12 protein-coding genes are annotated in these 17,380 nt (G+C 72.5%); 5 read left to right on the top strand and 7 right to left on the bottom strand.

Going from position 1 to position 17,380, the window contains the following annotated elements:
* Positions 1-32: 32 nt before the first annotated feature.
* Positions 33-824 (bottom strand): SDR family NAD(P)-dependent oxidoreductase, encoded by a 792-nt coding sequence (locus tag CCN72_RS05830; RefSeq protein ID WP_208637927.1) that lies wholly within the window; start codon positions 822-824, stop codon positions 33-35.
* A 105-nt stretch (positions 825-929) separates the two neighbouring features.
* On the opposite strand from CCN72_RS05830, the gene CCN72_RS05835 reads away from it, so the two are divergent.
* Positions 930-1,523: a TetR/AcrR family transcriptional regulator gene (locus CCN72_RS05835; protein ID WP_086806601.1), complete on the top strand. Its 594-nt coding sequence runs from the start codon at positions 930-932 to the stop codon at positions 1,521-1,523.
* 576 nt (positions 1,524-2,099) lie between these two features.
* Here CCN72_RS05835 and CCN72_RS05840 read toward each other — a convergent pair.
* The 4 genes from CCN72_RS05840 to CCN72_RS05855 form a co-directional block, all read right to left on the bottom strand.
* The gene (locus tag CCN72_RS05840) at positions 2,100-3,743 is read right to left on the bottom strand and encodes a M4 family metallopeptidase (RefSeq protein WP_086806602.1); all 1,644 of its coding nucleotides are present in this window, start codon (positions 3,741-3,743) and stop codon (positions 2,100-2,102) included.
* Positions 3,744-4,115: 372 nt separating this feature from the next.
* Positions 4,116-5,489, bottom strand: coding sequence for an MFS transporter (locus CCN72_RS05845; protein WP_244174140.1), 1,374 nt, complete (start codon positions 5,487-5,489; stop codon positions 4,116-4,118).
* Complete coding sequence (locus CCN72_RS05850) at positions 5,486-7,498, bottom strand: PEP/pyruvate-binding domain-containing protein (protein ID WP_086806603.1); 2,013 nt, start codon at positions 7,496-7,498, stop codon at positions 5,486-5,488. Before CCN72_RS05850 ends, CCN72_RS05845 begins: the two co-directional genes overlap by 4 nt.
* Positions 7,495-8,868 carry an ATP-grasp domain-containing protein gene (locus CCN72_RS05855; protein ID WP_086806604.1) on the bottom strand — a complete coding sequence of 458 codons (1,374 nt, stop codon included), beginning with the start codon at positions 8,866-8,868 and terminating at the stop codon, positions 7,495-7,497. The genes CCN72_RS05850 and CCN72_RS05855 overlap by 4 nt, the downstream gene beginning before the upstream one ends.
* A gap of 299 nt (positions 8,869-9,167) precedes the next feature.
* On the opposite strand from CCN72_RS05855, the gene CCN72_RS05860 reads away from it, so the two are divergent.
* Positions 9,168-10,208 (top strand): helix-turn-helix transcriptional regulator, encoded by a 1,041-nt coding sequence (locus CCN72_RS05860; protein WP_086806605.1) that lies wholly within the window; start codon positions 9,168-9,170, stop codon positions 10,206-10,208.
* 83 nt (positions 10,209-10,291) lie between these two features.
* Here the strand turns inward: CCN72_RS05860 and CCN72_RS38895 are convergent, their stop codons facing one another.
* On the bottom strand, positions 10,292-10,450 hold the full coding sequence (locus tag CCN72_RS38895) for a hypothetical protein (protein WP_158101324.1): 159 nt from the start codon (positions 10,448-10,450) through the stop codon (positions 10,292-10,294).
* 589 nt (positions 10,451-11,039) lie between these two features.
* On the opposite strand from CCN72_RS38895, the gene CCN72_RS05865 reads away from it, so the two are divergent.
* Both CCN72_RS05865 and lanL read left to right on the top strand, forming a co-directional pair.
* Positions 11,040-11,222: an SflA family class IV lanthipeptide gene (locus tag CCN72_RS05865; RefSeq protein ID WP_086806606.1), complete on the top strand. Its 183-nt coding sequence runs from the start codon at positions 11,040-11,042 to the stop codon at positions 11,220-11,222.
* Between the two features lie 2 nt (positions 11,223-11,224).
* Positions 11,225-13,795 carry a class IV lanthionine synthetase LanL gene (gene lanL, locus CCN72_RS05870; RefSeq protein ID WP_086806607.1) on the top strand — a complete coding sequence of 857 codons (2,571 nt, stop codon included), beginning with the start codon at positions 11,225-11,227 and terminating at the stop codon, positions 13,793-13,795.
* 330 nt (positions 13,796-14,125) lie between these two features.
* Here the strand turns inward: lanL and CCN72_RS05875 are convergent, their stop codons facing one another.
* A complete protein-coding gene (locus tag CCN72_RS05875; RefSeq protein WP_086806608.1) occupies positions 14,126-15,376 on the bottom strand; it encodes an FAD-dependent monooxygenase in 1,251 nt (416 codons plus the stop codon).
* Positions 15,377-15,454: 78 nt separating this feature from the next.
* On the opposite strand from CCN72_RS05875, the gene CCN72_RS05880 reads away from it, so the two are divergent.
* Positions 15,455-16,015 carry a TetR/AcrR family transcriptional regulator C-terminal domain-containing protein gene (locus tag CCN72_RS05880; RefSeq protein WP_208637928.1) on the top strand — a complete coding sequence of 187 codons (561 nt, stop codon included), beginning with the start codon at positions 15,455-15,457 and terminating at the stop codon, positions 16,013-16,015.
* Positions 16,016-17,380: the final 1,365 nt, after the last annotated feature.

The raw sequence follows: 17,380 nt of genomic DNA on the forward strand, positions 1-17,380 counted from the left end.
CGAAAGCCGTCGTCCGCATCGTCCCCGTTCGGTCAGGCCCCCAGGGCCCGGCCGGCCGCGGCCAGGGCGATGCGGCGCGGGGCGAGCCGGGCCGCCGTGGCCGATATGCGGTTGCCGAGCCCGGCGATGACGCTGGACGGGGTGCGGCGGCCCTCCAGGGCGCTGCGGGTCGCCGCCACCACGTCGGCGGCCGTGGCCATCCGGCCGACGATCGCCTTCCTGCTGCCGACGACATCGAAGAACTCGGTGGCGACCGGTCCCGGGGACACCGCCAGCACGCGCAGCGCGCTGCCGCGGCTCTCGTGGGCCAGTGCCTCGGTCAGGCTGAGGACGAATGCCTTGGTGGCGCCGTACACGGCCATGGCCGGAGTGGGCTGGTAGGCGGCCGTACTGGCGACGTTGACAAGGGCGCCGCGGCCGTCGGCGGCCAGCTGCGGCAGGAAGGCCCGGGTCAGCTCGGTAACCGCCCCTACGTTGAGCCGGATCATGCGCGCGATCTGCTCCGGGTCCTGCTCCGCGAAGGCGCCGTGGCTGCCGAATCCGGCGTTGTTGATCAAGGTCTGGACAGACCTGCCACGCGCGGCGAGTTCCTCCCGCAGCGCGACGCCGGCGCCCGGCTCGGCGAGGTCCATGGCGATCGGCGTGGCGGAGACGGAGTGCCGCCTCTCCAGCTCGGCGGCGAGGCTCTCCAACCGGTCGAGGCGGCGGGCGACGAGTACGACGTCGGCGCCGCGTTCGGCCCACTGCCGGGCGAACTCCTCGCCCAGGCCGGAGCTGGCGCCGGTGATCACGGCGGTGGTCCCCTGATAGGACATGGTGGGCATGGGAGGCGGCTCCGCTTCGGTCGGTCGGTCGTTCGGGGTGGGCCGGCCATGCCAATGTAGGCACGTGACATCATTGTAGTCAACTGACAACATCGGGAGAGAAGCATGGCCGAGGGCTCCTACCACCACGGCAACCTGCGGGCCGCTCTGCTGGAGCGGGCGGAGGAAGTGTTGGCCGAGAGCGGCGCCGTCGGGCTGTCCCTGCGCGGGCTGGCCAGGGACCTCGGTGTGAGCCATGCCGCCCCGACCCGGCATTTCCGCGACCGGCAGGCTGTGCTGGACGCGCTCGTGACCGACGGTTTCACCGACCTGAACCGGCGTATGGAGGCGGCTGCGGGAGGCCCCGGCCCCGTCGAAGGCCGGCTGGCCGCACTGGGGCGCGCCTACGTCCGGTTCGCGACCGAGCGGCCCGCGCTGCTGGAGCTGATGTTCACCGCCAAGCACGAGGTGGAGCCGGACGCCGAGATCCGGGTGCTCGGGCACCGCAGCCTGGAGATCGCGGCCGAGGTGATCGCCGAGGCCCAGCGGACCGGCGCCGTCCGTTCCGGCGACGCGGTGCGCCTCGCCCAGGTCGCCTTCTCCACCGTCCATGGCCTGGCCGTGCTCGCCGTCGGTGATCTGCTGGACGACACACCGGTCGGGGAGGCGACCGACCTGGCCCTGGAGATCCTGCTGACCGGCCTGCGCGGCACTCCGTGAGCGCGCTGGGCACTCCGTGACCGGCCTGCGCCGCGTCTCCGTGAGCGCGCTGCCGGAATGCTGGGCGGGGTTGAGGCGCGCGACGATCCCGCCGCGCCCCGCGACCGAAACCCCATGCCGCCGAGCCGCGCGGGGGCCACCGGCAAGAGTCCTGTGATGGGATGCCGCCGGGCGAGGACGAACCGGCCGCGGCGATGGCCGACCCGTCGCAGGCGCCGCGAGATCGGCCCCCACCGTGAACACCCGGCCCCGGTGAAGGACCGGCGCCACCACGGCACTTGGCCGATTCCGGCACCTGCCGCACCCGTGACCGAACCCGTCGCGCCGGACGCGGCCGGGGCGTGGCCGACCCGTGACGCCGGCGTACCCGTGACGCCGGCGTACGGTGCGCGAGGCCGGAGACCGCCGAGTTTCCCGCCGAAGCCGGCGATGCGACTCCGCACCGGTCCCGCCCCGGGCCGTTCACTGTTCGTCAGCCGACGGTCGGCGGCCGACGGAGCCGGGTCGGCGCAAACGCGGGTGGCACCCGGGTCACAGGCCCGGGTGCCACCGTCGGTCGAGCGGGAGCGGGACGGCTCAGTGCACGTCGACCCCGGTCCAGGCCGCCTCGACCGCCTTGTACTCGGCGCTGTCGGCGCCGTACAGGTCGGTCGCCGCGGACAGCGTGCCCTTGCGGGCGTCGGCGTAGTCGGTGGTCGACGTGAAGTACGTCGTCAGCGCCTTGTACCAGATCTGGAGCGCCTTGTCCCGGCCGATACCGGTGACGGTCGAGCCGTCCTTGGTCGGCGAGTCGTAGTCGACCCCGTTGACGGTCTTCGCGCCGCTGCCCTCGGACAGCAGGTAGAAGAAGTGGTTGGCGACACCGGACGAGTAGTGGACGTCCTCGTCGCCGACGGACGAGGACCAGTAGTCGGCGGAACCGCCGTCCTTGCTGGGCTTGTCCATGTAGCGCAGCGGGGTGCCGTCGCCGTTGATGTCGATCTTCTCGCCGATGAGGTAGTCACCGGGGTCCGAGCTGTTGTTGGCGTAGAACTCCACGCCGGTGCCGAAGATGTCGGAGGTGGCCTCGTTCAGACCGCCCGACTCGCCCGAGTACTCGAGGCCCGCGGTGTTGGAGGTGACACCGTGGCTCATCTCGTGGCCGGCGACGTCCAGCGCGGTCAGCGGGTCGTTGTTCCCGGAGCCGTCGCCGTACGTCATGCAGAAGCAGCTGTCGTCCCAGAACGCGTTCACGTACGAGTCGCCGTAGTGGACACGGGAGTAGGCGCCCACACCGTCGTTCTTGATGCCGCTGCGCCCGAACGTGCTCTTGTAGAAGTCCCACGTCTCCTGCGCGCCATAGGCGGCGTCGGCCGCGGCGGTCGCGGCGTTCGACGTGGTTCCGTCGCCCCAGGTGTCGTTGTCCTGGGAGTACAACGTGCCGGTGCCGTCCTGCTGGTGGTCCAGGTTGTACGTCTTGTGGCCGCCGCGGGAGTCGTCGGTGAGGGTGTACGACGAGCCCGACTGCGCCGTCGTCAGGTCGACCTTGCCGCTGTACTGGGTGTTGCCGACGCCGGTCTCGATGCCCTGGTACTGGAAGAGCTTCTTGCCGGTGGCCGCGTCGGTGATGACGTGCAGCTGGTTCGGCGTGCCGTCGTCCTGGAAGCCGCCGATCACGGTCTCGTAGGCGAGGACGGGCTTCCCGCTCGCCGCCCAGACGACCTTGCGCGGAGCCCGGTCGACGGCGGGCTTCGCCGACCGGCCCTTCTGCGCCAGGCTCAGGGCCTGCTTCCGCGCGGTGGCCGCGGCGATCCGCGGGGTGAGCGAGGCGAGCTTCAGCGTGGCCTTCGACGCTCTGGTCACGCCCTGCGTCCTGCCGGACTTCGAGGTGTGCACGATCAGGTCGCCGCCGAGCACCGGGAGGCCGGCGTAGGTGCGCTCGTACCGGGTGTGGACGGTGCCGTTGCCGTCCTTGACGACGTCCTTGACGACCAGCTTCTCCTGGCTGCCCAGGCCGAGGGCCCTGGCGGTCCCGGCGAGCTCGGCCTGCGCGTTCCGGATGAGACCGGTGTGGGCGGCGGCCGACAGGGCGACGGGCGCACCGGCCGGGCGGGCGGAGTCGGCGGTGGGCCGGGCGGCGGCCGAGGCGGTGAGCGAGGTGCTCAGCAGGGCGGCCGCGGCGGCGACGGCGGTGGCCACCGCGAGGGTCGTGCGCTGGTGACGTATGTTGCCGTGGGTCATGCAGGCTTCTCTTTCCGTGGGGGGATTTCCCGGTCGGTGTGGGGCCGGCCGGTGTGAGCCACATGAAGGACACACCCCGGAATGGCAGGGGCATGCCAATGCAGAGCGAGGCTCTACGGTCTTTCAATTCCCTTCATCACGTGGGGGGTTGGCAGTGACATGCAGAGAAAACCCCAGCAACGACCGCTTGCGCCATACACGTGGGTCACAAGCGACAACAACCCCACGCCTCCTTCACAGGCGACGCACAGCCTGTTCCGCATGTGTACGCCGCGCGAATTCCCGCGAAGGCGCGGGCATCGCTCGCACGGTGGACGGGGCGGGCCGCCCGGCCGGTACCCGGTGCGCTCCCGGCCCGCCCCGAGCCCCGGTTCAGGCCCTCGGGGCGGCCCCCTCGTCGACGGGCAGCGCGACGGGTTCGTCGGCCGGGAGTGTCCGCGCCCGCCCGGAGCCCGCGTCCGCGCCGGTCGCCGTACCCGCCCCGCGCGTCCGTGCCGCCCGGTTCGCGCGGCGCAGCGCCAGATGGAGGGCCGGGATCAGGGCGCAGGTGACGGCGGCCGACTGCCAGAGCAGGGCGTCGAGCCGGCCCGCCGCCAGACAGGCGCCCGCGGCCACCGCGGCCAGGGCGCACACCCCGCGGTCCACGATGCTCTCCACCGACAGCAGGGTGGCACGCGGAGCGTCCTTCGGGATCGCGTCGTTGATGAGCTTGCGCTGCACCGGGTAGCAGAAGCCGGTGATCGCGGCGAACACGCAGAGCAGAGCGGCCACCGTCCACGGGCCGCCGACGGTGGTGCCCGCCAGCGTGGCCGCGAGCGCGACACTCAGCAGGGACACCCAGGCCGTGGGCGACAGCCGGGAGCCCAGCCACTGGGGCCGCGCGGCGGCGACCGCCTCGGCGACCGTCATCGCCGCGAGCACACTGCCGGTGCTGCCCTCGCCGATGCCATGGTGCAGCAGCACCGGCTGGAAGAGGTTGACCTGGCAGATCCGCGACAGCGTGAAGACGGCCACGCCCTGCACCATGAGCAGGGCGAGCCACGGCGAGGCCCGAAGGGCCCGCAGCGCGGCGCCGGTGTCGCGCAGCAGCGCCGCCTCGCGCCGCCCGGAGGCGCGGCTCGCCCCGCTCGCCTCGCGCGGAGCGAGCCGTGGCAGGGCGAGGGCGCAGCCGAGCGAGCCCGCCGCGCTCGCCGCGCTCAGTACGTACGGAGCCTGCGGCGCCAGCACCATCAGCGGTCCGACGAGCGGCCAGCAGACCACCTTCGCCGCGAGCCCCAGGGCCCGCGCCGTACCCTCCGCGCGGAGGTAGTGCGCGTCCGCCCCTTCCGCGCGCAGCCCGTCGTAGAGGCAGGCGCTGGCCGCGCCCGAGGTCAGGGAGCGCCCCGCGGCGATGGCCAGGAAGTGGAGGAGGAAGCCCGGGTAGGAGGGGGAGAACACCGGCATCAGGTTCGCCGCCGTCATGACCACCGCGCCCGCCCACAGGCAGTTGCGCGCGCCGATGCGGTCGGCGACGAGTCCGGTCGGGATCTCGAAGAGGCAGAAGGCGATGTAGTAGACGCTCTGGATGCCGAAGATCTGGCCGTCGGACAGGCCCGCGTCACGCTGGTAGGCGTAGAAGACGGGCATCCACCACAGCAGATTGAACAGCAGCTGGAACCCGTTGTTGAGACGGATCACCCGGCGGGCCGCCGGGGTCAGGTCCTCGTGCGGAGCGCGGCGCCACGGCGCGGGCCCATGGCGCCTCATCGGGCGTACGGGCGGACCTGGACCAGCTGGAACGCCCCCTCGCCGGTCATCAGCCACTCGATGTCCAGGGCGTCGTCCGGGTCGTCCGTGCTGAAGTGGGACTGCAACAGGCGCCCCGCCAGGGCAAGTTCGGCCAGCGCCTGCCTCGTGTCCGCCGGCAGGTCGGTGCCCGAGGATCCGACGGCGACCGTACGGCCACCGCCCTCGACCGTGTTGTACAGGTACTGGTGGGGCAGGACCGTGCCGTCCACCACGCGCTCGGGCGAACCGGCCGTGCAGTTGAGGTACACGTTCCGGAAGTCCTCCCGGCGCGTCGGGTTGCAGGTGACCAGCACGCCCCCGAGGTCGGCCGGCGTGTACTCCTGGACGATCACCCCCATGTAGGTGTCGTCCAGCGAGATGCCGACCTGGTGCCGCATCCGCACGCTCCGCGGCGACAGCAGCGACGCCCACACATGGATGACGGCGTCCATCAGCTGCTCCGCGCCGCGTACCGTCGTCACCGAGTCGTAGATGCCCGCTGCCGAGAACCCCGGCAGATCCTCGGCGTTGGAGGAGGAACGCACCACCAGACGGCGACCGTCGGCCAGCAGCCGCGGCACGGCTCCGGTGATGGCTCGCGCCACCTCCTCGGGCATCGGCGTGCTCCGCATCAGGTGCTGGAGATCCAGCGAGAGCGGGTCGATCAGGTCGAGCGCGTCGAGTTCGAGCGCCAACTTCAGCTTGCCGATACCCTGTTGGAGCGCCGGCGACGAGGTCAGATAGAGATGGTGCAGATGGAACGGCAGCGCCACGCCCCGCGGCGCCCGGACCGTTCGGGCCACGCGTTCGGCGGCCGTGAACCGGAGCCGTTCCAGGGGTGCTTCGGGCTCACCGAGCCGGGTGCCGAGATGAGCGAGCAGATCCGGCCGCGGCGGGCGCGGGCGGGCGTAGAAGGCGGTCAGGTCCGCGGTGCGGCTGTCCAGCACATGGTGCAGTTCGCCGAGGTGGGCGGCCTTGGTGCCGTAGCTGTCGCGGTCGGCGAGCCGCAGCCGGTGCAGTTCCATGATCGGCGCGTCCCCGGTGAGCGGCGCGCCGATATGGATGCGCTGGGTGTCCCAGACCGGCCGCTCCAACGCCGGGGCGCAGGACAGCGGTTCGAGGGTGACGGCGTCCTCCCGCACCCGGTAGCGGACCCAGGCGTCGTCCAGGCCGTGCCGCTCCACCAGGACGTCCAGGTCGCGGACGATCGCGTTCGGGATACCCCAGCCCGAGGCCAGCACGTTGGTGTGCGAAAGCGGTGTGGTGGGGCGGGTGTTGATGAAACCGGCCACCCGGGGCACGTCGTCGGGCAGGCCCGCCATGGCGACGATGTCCGCCCAGCCGAGGTCCGCGGCCCCTGCGCGGTACTCCTGCGGACTGCGGAAATACCGCAGACGTCCCTCCGCCACGCCCGGGTTGAGGCAGGTCCGGGTGCGGCTGCCGAACAGCTCCTGGCTCAGGATGCGCGGGATACGGGTGTCGCCGACCAGGGCCAGCTCATGCTCCTGGCCGTGGTTCGCCGGCTTCAGCAGCAACGGGAGGCGCCCGTCCACGCGATGGCGGACGTAGTCGTAGAACTCCTGGAGCAGGGCACCGTGCATGGTGTCCGCCTCCGTCGTCTCCAGGACGAGGAAGGGCCGTTCGGCGCCGTCGGCATCCTCGTCGCTGTGCAACGAGAGGATTCCCAGCAGGAAGCGGCGGTCGGGCGCCATGTACACCTGGGCGTTGAACGCGTCCAGCTCCGCGTCGAGTTGCCGCGGTGTCATGCCGAGGACGCGCGTGGCGATGTAGTCGACGTGGAAGGGGTGTACCCGGGTGTCGAGCAGATGCCAGGTGTCCTCGGCCCGGTCCACCACGACCTTCAGGTACGGGTGTCCGGCGAGCACGCCGGACAGCGTGCGGAACAGCGGCAGCGACAGATTGACGCCGACCACGGTACGGTCGCCCGCCGCATCGGCGGCGCGGGCCTCGTCCGGTGCGAACGTCATGCGCGTGCCTCCTCGGCGGCGTCCACCGGCAGGAGGTCCGGCAGCGCGGCCACCAGGGCGGTGAAGTCGCGTACGACGGACTGCGGCCGGTCGGCCGACAGCAGACACAGCCCCGCCATGGTGTTGGCGCCGCCCGCGGGGTCGTAGACGGGGACCGGCGAGCCGTCGGGGAGGGAACTCTCGCGGACCACGGACAGCGTGCTGCCGGCCCCGATCGGCGCCTTGCGGACCACCGTCGAGGAGTCCCACAGATGCCGCCGCGGCCACGGCGTGCCGTCGCCGTCGACCGCGAGCACCACCAGCGAGCCCGTCGCGCCCTCGGCGTCCGCGGGCGTCAGCGTCCGCGCGGGCCAGCCGGGCGAGCGGCCGAGCAGCTGATCGGTGAACATGCCGACCAGGTCGAGGCCGAAGACGTCCTCGATCTGCGGCACGGTCATCGCGCCCCCGAACCGGGCGGCCGTCTCGATGACCCACATACGGCCGTCCGCGCCCAGCTTGATCTCCGTGTGGGTGCCGCAGTTCTCCAGCCCCAGCGCGTCCACGGCCCGCCGGGCCAGCGCCACGATCCCGCGCTGGGCCCCGCTGCCGACGGCGGCCGGAGTGATCCCGGCGCGCTTGGTGAACGGCCACACCGTCGGCATGCGCCCGCTCAGACAGACCGGCCGGAAATCGCCGTCGACGACGACGCCCTCGACGCTCACGTAGTCACCCCAGCCGGGCCCGTCGAACCACTCCTCGGCCCGCCCGGTGACGATCTCCTCGACGATGAAGTCCTCCGACGCGCCCCGCACATGCATCTCGGCGAAGCCGAGGTGTGCCGACTCGGCCATGACCTGACGCGAACGGTGCCAGGCGTGCCGCGCCTGTTCCGGCCCGTCGATGATCTGGTGCGCGGTCGACCCCGCGCTCCACGCGGCCTTGAGTAATAAGGGGCATGACAATTCGCTGGTCGCCCGCTCCAGCTCGGCGAGCCCCGCGACAGGGCGGAAGCGGGGCTGCGGAACACCGTGACGGTCCCACGTGGCCCGCATCAGCCGCTTGTCGCGGGCGAGAGCGGCGGCCGCCCCGGCGCCCCTCAGGCCGAGCCGTCGGCACGCCTCGGCCACCGCGACCACCGCGTACTCCGAGAAGGTGAGGACGGCGTCCGCCCCCACCTCGCGGGCGCGGGTGGTGATCAGCTCGACGAGGTCCGCGTGCTCCGCCCGGGGAGGCGTCACCACCGAGGCGCACAGCCGCGCCGCGTCCTCGGCCACCCCCACGGGCAGCCCGCTCAGCGCCAGCAGGTGCACCGTGGCCCGCCCGGCCACCCGCGTCAGAGCATGACCCACCGGGGGCCCGCCCTTGGCATGCACGTACAGCACCTGGCTCACGTAGACCCATCTCCTTCGATGTCGGGGCACTTGACGTCGGGAGCACTCACGCCCGCCGGTTCTCCCCCTTCAAGCGAACCAGTCCCAACTCACCCCCCGGCGGCCGCACCACGCGAACCATTCAGGCAAATGCCCTATCCCGCCGGGCGGTTGATGTCATGTGAAGGTGTTGTGATGCGCTAGCACCCAGCTGGTGCAGAGCCTGAGAGCGCCCGGTTCTCCCGTGTTCCCGGGGTGCTACGGCTTACGCACGAGACGTCACCCAACGTCATGTCGTGCGGTATTCAAGGAGTGGGCCCGTGGACGAGACGGAACGCAACGCACCTTCGGACGAAGCGGCCGGCCCGCCCGGCCGGAACCCCTTCGGAGCCCTCGCCGAACTCACCCCGGCCGCCGCGTTCATGCGCGACGGCGCCGGCCGCCATGTGTGGGCCAACCACGCCTACGCCCACCTGTACGGGACGACACGCGACGCGGTGATCGGCCGCCATCTGTCCGACCTGGACGAACCCGCCAACGCCGGCCGCTTCCTCGCCATGGACCAACAGGTCCTGACCGACGGCAAGTCCATACGGCACGCCCTCACCTACCGCCGCCCGGACGGAACTCCCGCCCACGCGGCGGGCTACCGGTTTCCCGTCCGCTGGGGCGCCGAACGCTGCGTCGCGGGTATCTACGTCGACGTCACCGACTACGTCCGGGCGATGGACCAACGGCACCGGGCCGAGGCCGACTTACGCGCACTGCGCGACCACAGCGGACTGGCCTGCGTCCGCCTCGCCCCGGACGGAAGGGTGAGCGAGGCCGGCACCGCCACGGCCGAGATCCTGCGCGTCCGCCTCTCCGATCTGACCGGAGTGCGGGCCGCCTCCCTTCTCGCCGACACACCCGAACGCTGCGCCCTGCTACGACTCTGGGACGACCTGATCGCCGGCCGGCGCAGAAGCGCCCGCGCCTCGGCGGTACTCGTCGACGGGGAGGGATGGCAGCGCCGGGCCCGCATCCGGTTGACCACCGTCGGCGCGCCGGCGCCGGGCGTCACCGGCGTCTGGGCCGTCGTCACGCACTTGGGCCGACGCCAGCAGACCCAGCCCACCCTGACCGCCGCCCAGATACGCATCGTCGCCCTGCTCGCGGCGGGCCGCAGCAACGCGGACATCGCCGAGGAACTGCGGCTGTCCCGGCAGACCCTGGACTACCACCTCAGCCGGCTCCGCGTCCTCCTCGAAGCGCCGACGCGCCCGGCGATGGTCGCCCGCGCCTACGTCCTCGGCCTCCTCTCCCCCCGCGCCTGGCCACCCCGCTCACCCACGGCGGCCCACCCCTCCAGCCCGGTGTGACCGCCCGCGCGAGGTACGCGGCCTGAAGGCGTACGCCGGTTCCGCATGCGCCACCTGGGCCACCGACGCGAAAATCCGCGCTGTCAGCGGGGAGCAGCGCGCGGGAGACCGGTGGCCAGCCGGACGGACAGGCGGAGGCGCCCGCTGCCGCGCCCGACGGTGAGCACGATGGTGGATCCGGGCCGTCGGGAGCGGGCGGCCGCGACCGCGACCCGGGCGTCCGGAACGAGGTTTCCGTCCACGGCGAGTATCCGGTCAAACCGGCCCGCAGACCCCCGGCCTGGGCGGGCGAACCGGTCCGGACCGGGTGGGCGGCGCCGGGGGTGGTCACCGCGACCGGCTCCGGATCGGCGGCGTGGCCCGGGACGAAGAACGCCGGACACGTCCCCGGGGGCCGCACGGCGCCGACCGGAGGTTCCGCAATGAACACCGCGCCCGGCGGACGCCCGCATTCCGTGCTCGGCGCTCCTGCCCGAACGCGACCCGCCCGGCCGGTACCTGACGGAGGCGGCATACGGTCGGCGGCCATGTCGTCCCCGCTCCGGCGACGGCGGAGCGGGCCGGCGGCTCCCCGGCCCGTGGAACGACACGCACGCCGGGATCACGGCCCGGGCGCGCCGCCGCGCGAAGAGGGAGTCCCCCGTTCCCCTTCCGCATCGCGGCGGCCGTCCCGATGACGGCAGGTCAAGCGGCCCCGCTGGGTGATCTGACCTCTTGTCAGCGGGCGTACCCCTCCTTACCTTTGTGCAGCAGTCCTCGGCCCGGCGGGTCCAGCGTCCCGCGTCGGCCGATGTCCTTCCCTCAGCGCACGACACACCATGGAGGCGTCACATGCCCGTAGCCGTGCCGGATCTTCTTCAAACCGACGGATTCCGCGACGCGGGTCCGCTGGAGATCGACGACGAGGCGATCGTGTTCGAGGACGACGACCGTGACGACCGTGAGCCCACGGCATGCCTCGCCGACCCCTGGGTGACCGCCACCACCCGCTTCTCGTGTGACCTGAACTCGTAGCGGTGGCCGTCTCCATCGCCGGCCGCGGCGGCTGGTCCGACGAGACGTGGTCGTACCTGAACGATCCACGGATGCCGGCGATGGAACACGGCTGGAAACTGCATGTCTCGGCGCGTCCCGCCGACCTCGACACCGTGACCGCGCTCGTACTGCCGGTGCTGTCCCGGCACGTCTGCCATGCCAAGTTCGCCCGCGATCCGGACGTCCTGCGCCGCCTCAACTCCGGGGTGGTGAGCGCCGGAGCCGTCGGCAAGGCCATCACCGTCTACGCCCCGGCCGAGACGGTCGCCGAGATCGCCCGGGAACTCGCCGCCGTACTGCGCGACCGGGAGGGCCCGCGCGTCGTCAGCGACCGGCGGGTCGATCCGAGGGCACCGGTCTACTACCGCTACGGCCCCTTCACCGGCGACTACCGGACCGGCCGGAGCGGACGGCTCGAATCCGTCATGACCGGCCCGGACGGCCGGATGTTCGACGGCCTGGCCGTCGGCCGCTACCGGTGCCCGCCCTGGGCCGAGGACCCCTTCGCGAGCGGCTCCGGACCCGGCGACGAACCGTCCGCACCCCACTTCGGCGGCGGCCGCTACACGGTCACCGCCGGCATCGCGCGATCGCCGCAGGGCAATGTCTACCGCGCGGTCGACCGCGTCCTCGGGCAGCCGGTGGTGGTCAAACAGGCGAGGGCCTTCGTGGGCGAGGACGAGTCCGGCGCGGACGCCCGCCACCGGCTGCGCAACGAACGCGCGGTCCTCACCGCCCTCGACGGCGTCACGGGCGTGCCCCGCGCGCTGGACTACTTCGCTCACCGGTCGGACGAGTGCCTGGTGATGAGCGACTGCGGCGACCGGGACCTGCGCCGGGAGGTCCTGCGCGACGGCCCGTACCGTGACGACGGTTCGTACCGTGACGACGGCACCCGGCCGGAGCGCGCCCTGTCCGCCCTGGCCTCCCGGCTCCTGCGCATCTTGGACGCGATCCACGGCCGAAACGTGGTCGTGCGCGATCTCAAGCCCGACAACGTCGTGCTCGACGCCTCCCGCCCCGGCCACTGCCACGTGATCGACTTCGGGATCAGCGAGCGGGACGGCACCGGTCCGGGCGGGGCGACCCCCGGGTACGGCGCGCCGGTTCTGCGGACGACCGGCCCGGCCGCCCCCGCCGACGACTACTACGCCCTCGGCGCGACCCTCTTCTTCGCCGCCACCGGCATGGACCCGGTGATCGTCGACAGCGACCACGCGGTCAACCGGGACCGGACCCTGGCCTGCCTGGCATGGGCACTGCCCGGGTCCGCCCACCGGGAGATCCGGTCGCGGATATCCGGCCTCCTGAGCTTCGACCCGGCCGAACGGACCGCCACCGCCGACCGCCTGCGCACCGGCACCGCCGGGACCACACTCCGGCCCGCACGGCCCCGGATCGACGACGACCTGCTGGACGAGATCATCGAGTACACCACCGCGTTCTGCGTCGGTGAGGCGAGCGCGATCGTGGACCCGGAACGGGCCGCCCGACGGAACGTCCCCACCTCGATCGACGTCTACGGCGGCAGCTCGGGAATCGGACTGGAACTCCTCCACCACCTGCACCGGCCCCGCGTACGCTCGACCGTCACCGCGCTGGCACGGTGGACCGCGGAACAGTCGAGGAACCTCCCACCCGGCTTCTACACCGGGCGCACGGGCGTCGAACTCTTCCTGACCCAGGCCCAGGTGACAGCAGGAGAGGCGGGGACGTACGAAGACCCGCTGCCCGGGCAACCCGCCCTGCCGGGCCGCGCACCGGACGGCGGACCGCCCGAGGCGGACCTGATCGCGGGCGCCGCCGGGATCGGCCTCGGCCGACTGCTGCTGGCCGGCCTCGCCCTCCGGTCCGGTCACCGGCACGCCGCACACCGGCACCTCGCCGTCGCCGCCGACTGCGACCGGATGCTGGCCTCGGGCACCGCCCGGCTGACCCCGGGCGGCACGGACACGGCAGGCAGCGCCGCGCTGCGCGAGGGCATCGCCCACGGCAAGGCGGGCGTGGCCTGTTTCCTCCTCGAATACGGCGGCGTGACCGGGGACATGGACGCGATCAGCCGCTCCGAGCAGGCCGGCGCACACCTGGCCGCCGTGACACCGGACATCATCGCGGCGGCCACCGGGCCAGGGGCGACACGCCGCTACGGCTCGTGGTGCCGGGGCCTGGCAGGCATCGGGACCGTACTCGTCCGGGCCGCCGAACGCCTCGACGAACCCGGACACCTCGACCTGGCCCGACGGTCCGCGCGCGCCTGCGCCGCACTGGCACCGAGAATGCCGCTCGTCACGCAGTGCTGCGGGCTGGCCGGGGTGGGCGAGCTGATGGTGGATGTCGCGGAGGCGTCCGGGTCCGAGGAGTTCTGGGACGCGGCCGAGACCACCGCCCTGCTCATCCTGGGCCGCAGCGGCGGCACCTGGTCCCGGCCCATGTTCCCGGACACCGGGCTCACCGGGCCGAGCGCCACCTGGGCCGGCGGCTCCGCGGGCGTCCTGGCCTTCTTCAGACGCCTCCGCGCCCGGGGCGGCCCACGGCTCGGCCGAGTCACCTGACCACCGCCACCGCCACCGCCACTGGCGTCGCGGTCCCCCCGCCGCTGGTACGGCTTTCGCGTACGGCGACTTCGCGTGGAAGACGGCGGCGCTCGGCGAAGCCGCGCACGGTGCCTGACACGCGCTGCGCGTGTGCGGTGTGTGGGATGGGGGAGTTGGGTGGGGGACCCGTCAAGGCGTGAGGCGCGCCGACACGCGGTCGGCGGACCAAGCCTCGCCGGTCACCGCTTGGCGGTCGGTGAGCCGGTCGGACAGCAGCGAAGGCGGGGGAACGGGCCGCCCGGCCAAGGGTACTTGCGACGGCCCTCCGTACGAACCGCCCGGTCGCTTTCAGACGGTGGCGGTCGGGGCCGGGTTCTCGGGGAGCTGCCAGGTGCCTCCGCGATCCTCCTTCGAAAGGCGCGCGGCGAGGTCGGGGATGTGCAGGAGGCAGGCCAGCGCGGTGGTGGCCTGGAAGGCATCGATGGCACGCCGGGTCATCGGCATGGCCAGGCGCAGCAGGCTCGGTTTGACCTGGCCCTGGATCTTGTTGACGAAGGGCCGTAGCGCGCTCTCGTAGTTCGCCAGGGCGGTCGGTAGGTCGCCGGGGCGGCGGTTGATCTCACCGGCCAGGACGTGGGCGCCGACCAGGCCGCCGGAGATGCCCATGCCGCTGTAGGGGGACGCGCAGTGGGCGGCGTCTCCGGCCAGGACCACGCGACCCTTGGACCAGGTGTCGGCGCGGACCTGGACGATCTCCTGGGAGTAGAAGAACGGGCTGGTCCTCATGCCCTCGATGAAGCGTTCGGTCTGCCATCCGGCGTCGTGGAACCTGCTCGCCCAGAACTCCTGCTGGCGCTCGACGGGCGCGCGGTGGATCGCCGAGGCACCCTCGGACCCCTCCCGCAGGACGAAGTACACCTGCGTCTCGGTCGGGTTGTGACTGCGGCGCATGATCTGGCGGCCGCCCGGGACCATGTAGGTGTCCCGGATGTTGCTGTCGGAGGCGATGCGCGGGACGAACCAGTAGGCCATGTGGATGCCGAGGCGCCGGTACGGGTCGAAGCCCTCCGGGAGGATCGCCCGCCGGATGCGGGAGCCCTGCCCGTCGGCGCCGACCAGGAGGTCGTACTCGCCGCAGGAGCCGTCGGAGAAGTGCGCGACGACCTTGTGTTCGTCCTGTTCGAAGCCGTCCACGCTCTTGCCGAAGACGTACTCGGCATCGTCCCTCGTCGCATCGTGCAGGATGCGCACCAGGTCCCCGCGCATGATCTCGTACTCGGATGTGAGGGTCTGCCGGCCCCGCCCCGAGGTGTTGGCCATGATCGTCGCCCTGGCCCTGCCGCGGGCGTCGACGAGGGCGACGCCCGCCTCGTCCACGAGCTTGCCCCGGACGGCGTCGAGAAGCCCCATGCGCTCCACGGCCTCGATGCCCTGCCCGCGCAGATCGACCTGGGCCCCGGCGGCCCGCAGCGCCGGAAAGCGTTCGACAACGGTCACCCGGTGGCCGCCCCGGCTGAGCCAGAAAGCCAGGGCCTGCCCGGCGATTCCCCCACCGGCGACGAGAACGCGCAGCCGCCGTTCGCCCCATCCCTCCGCCATGCCGTCCCTCCCCAATCTATCAGTGAAAGATTCCTGTTCAGAGTTATCTATCAGCGATAGATTGTCAACGTGACCAAGATGAACCGCGCAGTCGTCATCACCGAGGCCCTCGGCCTGCTCGACGAGGTCGGGCTGGACGCCGTGAGCACGAGACGGCTGGCGAATCGACTGAACGTGGAACAGCCCTCGCTCTACTGGTACTTCCGCACCAAGAAGGACCTCCTCGCCGCCATGGCGGAAGCGGCGATGGAACCCCATGCGACGGCGCCCCTGCCATCCCCTGGCGACGACTGGCGCGACTGGTTCGCGGACAACACGCGCAGCTTCCGGCGCACCCTGCTGATGCGCCGGGACGGCGCACGGCTGCACGCCGGCACCACCCCCACCGGCGACCTCGCCCGGCTCCGCCGCAAAATGGAGTTCCTCGTCGACTCCGGTGTGCCTGAGCGGGACGCGCAGATGGCCATGCTGGCCGCCGGCCGTTTCACCGTCGGCAGCGTCCTGGAGGAGCAGGCGGACCCCGGCCCCGGTGACGACGCGGATCTGCCGGCCGACATGCCGGTGATCGATCACGAGTCGGCGTTCGAGGCGGGCCTCGCCCTCATCCTGAACGGCCTCGTGCACCGCACCGCGATGTAGGGAACCGGGACGCAGGGAACCGGGATGCAGGGAGTCGACTGGTCCCTCGGATCAGGTGCCCTACGCGGTCAATCCAGCTCGACCGGTCGTTCCTTGGGGTGAGTTGCTTCGTGGTACGGCCCGTCGGCGCTCGCGGTGGCGCACAGTGGGCCGGTGTCATTTCGCCCGCTGATTGTGGTCCTGGTCCTGCTGGGTGTCACGGGCTGCGCCACGGTGACGCCCGGCACCCCGTCGGCGGACGGTCGTCCGCAGGGCGTACGCGGTCCGGCCGTCTCCGCCCGCCCTGTTCCGCTGCCGACCGGTTCGCGGGTGCCTCCGAGGCAGGATTCCGCGCTGGTGCGGATCGGGCCCGACCGGTCTCACGGCAGGCCCGGGCATGACCGGGCCGGGGCCGCCCCGGTACGCCGTACCGAGGCGCCCGCGCGCAAGTCGCACACCAGCACCACGCTCTCGCGACGGTCGACACACCGTGTCTGGCGCGCCCGCCCCTCCCGGCACTTCGTTCAGCCGCGGGCGCGGTCCCGGCCTTCGTCGCCCTGGCGGGCGGCGAAGGCGCCGCGGGTTCGTTCCGGACAGATGCGTGTCTTGTGTGGCCGGGCGGCCGGAATCGTGTCGTCCAAGATCGTGGGCCTCTGCCACCGGGCATGGGGGTAGCGCGCGAGCCGGCACGGGCCGGGACACGCCACCGTGTTCCGGCCCGGTCCCGCCCGGCCGGTGTCAGGACCGCGGCCACGGGCGCGCCGAGGCATTGCGGCGAGGGGACGGAGGCGACGGCCTGGACCTCGTCCGGCGTGGACGGGAGATCCGGGTTCGTCCCGCCGACCGCGGCGACGACGCCGTCCACGTGTCGCCGACCGCGGCTCATCGAGGAGCTGCCGGAAGCCCTGCCGATGCACGGACAGGATCCGGCTGGAGATCGCCGGATCCTCGTACATCCGGATCCTCGTACACAGGGGCGCCGGCCTCGATGCGATCCCGCAGCGCGAGGCGCAAGTCGGCCCGGACCGCACGGGGACCGGACTGCTTGCCCTGTGTTCCGCGTTCGGCCCGGACCGCGAGGCCGGGGACGGCTCACCCCCATCGGCCGCTCCGGCACGGGCCGCCCCACCGGCCGTCCGGCTCACCTGATCTGCGCGCTACGGCAGGCCCGCCACTCCGTCCCCGGACCGTCGCGGCGGGTTGCCGCCCGATGCTTACCGTGCGCTGACGTCGGAGGCGTAGACCAGTGCTGTGCGGTGGTTGTACTGGATGGTGTACATGCTCTTCCCTCCGGTGACGACCCGGCCGGTGGAGGGGAAGTAGTCGTCGGTGGGGGCGGGTGCGGCGGTGGTGACGTAGGCCTGGCCGACGGGGACGGTGTAGAAG

Source organism: Streptomyces murinus, assembly GCF_002154555.1.
Classification (GTDB): Bacteria; Actinomycetota; Actinomycetes; order Streptomycetales; family Streptomycetaceae; genus Streptomyces; species Streptomyces murinus.